Origin of the sequence: Pseudomonas sp. RL_105y_Pfl2_101, assembly GCF_963970585.1 — a bacterium.
In the GTDB taxonomy this organism is placed as follows: Bacteria; Pseudomonadota; Gammaproteobacteria; order Pseudomonadales; family Pseudomonadaceae; genus Aquipseudomonas.
This window is the reverse complement of sequence record NZ_CAXAPG010000108.1, coordinates 1-1,937: the sequence shown is the minus strand read 5'-3', so window position 1 is coordinate 1,937 and position 1,937 is coordinate 1. Positions and strand designations below refer to the sequence as shown.

Sequence of the window (1,937 nt, the reverse complement as noted above, 5' to 3'; positions counted from 1 at the left end):
TGGACCCGCAGGCACCGCGCCGTCCCAATCAATACGGCCCAACCAAGCTGCTAGACAACCTGCTGCGTAACTATGTCGGCACCCACTACAGCTACGACGAGCGCGGCAACCTCAAGGAACGCCTGCATAACGGCAAGAAATCCCAGTTCACCTGGGATTTGTACGACCGTCTGATCGGCTACGCAGATGACCGACTGACCGTCAGCTTTGCCTACGACGCGCTGGGCCGCCGCCTGTTCAAGCTGTCCAAAGCCAAGTACCACGACCGCCGTGAAGCCGGGCCGATGTGGAACAAGATGGAGCGGGCCAAGCTCGACGAACAGTACGGCTGCGGCTACACCATCTATGGCTGGGACGGCGATGTGTTGGCTTTTGAGAGCCGTAACAATGATAAGAGCGAACGCCTGACCCACTACTTTTTTGAACCGGGCGGTTTTGTACCAGTGGCGCAGGCAGTAGAGCAACGCAGTATCCAACTGCTGCCCGAACCGGTCTATGAAGGCGCTTACGACATCGACCGCGATCCGGTGTGGCAGCACAAGCCCACACCTGTGACCTTCAGCACCGTGGCCTGGTACCAATGCGACCACCTTGGCACGCCGATGGAACTGACCGACGAGCACGGCGACATCGCCTGGGCCGGGGTCTACAAAGCCTGGGGCCTGGCCAAGGAGCAACGCAGCGAGACCGCCAAACGGGCGGACATCCGCAATTCGTTGCGCTTTCAAGGGCAGTACTTCGATGTGGAAACCGGGCTGCACTACAACCGGTATCGGTACTATGATCCGCAGGTGGGGCGGTTTATTGGCAAGGACCCTATTGGGTTTGCGGGTGACTTGAATGTGTATGCCTATGCGCCAAATCCGGTGGAGTGGATCGATCCACTTGGCCTCGCCAAAAAGAAAGGCGGATCAGGCGGAACCCCAAAACAAGCTCAAAATAAAGTTAAAAGAGAGCAAGCGCCGCCTGAAATTGTACGAATTGACGGACCGGAACAGAGCGTACCCAACAGTCAGTGGCATGCACATTGCCCATGCGGGTCAGGCTACAATCTTGATGGGACAATTCATGACAAAGGAAAGGGCGATGTAACCTTCTCCAATAAAACAATCGACTGGCCAAATAATCACGGATGGGAAATACCGAAAAAATGAAACTTACAGACCTATACAAATTTATAATCAGTCAAGAACCATACAACGACATGGATGTATTCTTTGAAAGCCATGATAGCTTCGAGGAAATCCCACTCATATCAAGGTACAGCAGAGCAGATCTACTCTCAGAATCCTTAGGAAAAAGCAACACTACAGACTTTTTGATCGGCTTTTCAGTATTCCTGTTAAATGCAATAAATACTATAGCACGAGCAAAAAACATAACAGAAGACGAGCTATTCATCGCTATATCATTTACAGACTTTGGTGACGCTTGCGAAAATCGCCCCATCATTCCAAACATATTCATCTATCCAAATCAAAAAGAAGACAACAATTTTAAAGCACGCTTAAAACAGAATAATCCCAATGAAAAATCTATCGAATTTGCAAAAATTCAAGAGCACTTTTCAAGATGCAACTTGAAAAACAGCTTCATATTTTACGAAAGTAGATTTCTTGACCAAGCTTGCAATGAGGATATCGTAAGGATATATGCCATCCCCAAACAATTTCATGAAGTATAACGGTATAGCTATTGTGAAGATTGTATGAAAACCATCATCCGCCTCGGCGACACCACCGACCACGGCGGCGTTGTCACCGAATCCATCCCCCACACCAACCTCAACGGCAAGCCGATGGCGGGTAAAGGCCACATGGTGATGTGCCCCTTATGCAAAGGCCCCTTCCCGATCGCCGAAGGCAGCAGCACCTATTCCGTCAACGGTATCCCCGTAGCCTTGGATGGCATGAAGACCACCTGCGGCGCCACCCTGA

The 1,937-nt window shown here is 50.8% G+C and carries 3 protein-coding genes; all 3 read left to right on the top strand.

Features of this window, described 5'->3' with window-relative positions; genetic code table 11:
• A partial coding sequence (locus tag AACY31_RS28615; RefSeq protein WP_339505628.1) for an RHS repeat domain-containing protein occupies positions 1 to 1,154 on the top strand: 1,154 nt, incomplete at its 5' end.
• A complete protein-coding gene (locus tag AACY31_RS28610) occupies positions 1,133 to 1,684 on the top strand; it encodes an Imm15 family immunity protein (protein ID WP_339505627.1) in 552 nt (183 codons plus the stop codon). The genes AACY31_RS28615 and AACY31_RS28610, both read left to right, overlap by 22 nt.
• Positions 1,685 to 1,708: 24 nt before the next feature.
• On the top strand, positions 1,709 to 1,937 hold a 229-nt coding region (locus AACY31_RS28605), incomplete at its 3' end, for a PAAR domain-containing protein (protein ID WP_339483828.1).

Coding starts and splice junctions, on each gene's coding strand:
- AACY31_RS28610 (WP_339505627.1), top strand. CDS start 1,133: ATGGGAAATACCGAAAAAATGAAACTTACAGACCTATACAAATTTATA.